Origin of the sequence: Mesorhizobium sp. M8A.F.Ca.ET.181.01.1.1, assembly GCF_004792025.1 — a bacterium.
GTDB lineage: Bacteria > Pseudomonadota > Alphaproteobacteria > Rhizobiales > Rhizobiaceae > Mesorhizobium.
This window is the reverse complement of record NZ_SRTV01000317.1, coordinates 1-285: the sequence shown is the minus strand read 5'-3', so window position 1 is coordinate 285 and position 285 is coordinate 1. Positions and strand designations below refer to the sequence as shown.

1 pseudogene is annotated in these 285 nt (G+C 69.1%); it reads left to right on the top strand.

The features are described 5' to 3' along the window. A pseudogene (locus EN824_RS34770) lies at positions 1 to 274 on the top strand (exodeoxyribonuclease III); the annotation flags it as partial. Between the last annotated feature and the right edge of the window lie 11 nt (positions 275 to 285).

Sequence of the window (285 nt, the reverse complement as noted above, 5' to 3'; positions counted from 1 at the left end):
CGCAGAACCCGTGCTGACGCGCCACGCGCTGCCCGGCGACGAGGCCGATCGCCAGGCGCGCTACATCGAGGCGGCGGTCGACGGCGTCGTTGTTGGCTGCCTCTACGCGCCGAACGGCAACCCGCAACCGGGGCCGAAATTCGACTACAAGCTCGCCTGGCACGAGCGTTTCGCCGCGCATGACGGTCAGTTGCTCGATACCGGCCTGCCGGTCGCGCTCGCCGGCGACTACAACATCGTGCCAGAGCCGCCGGACATCTCCCCCAGCCGCTCCTAGGACGACAA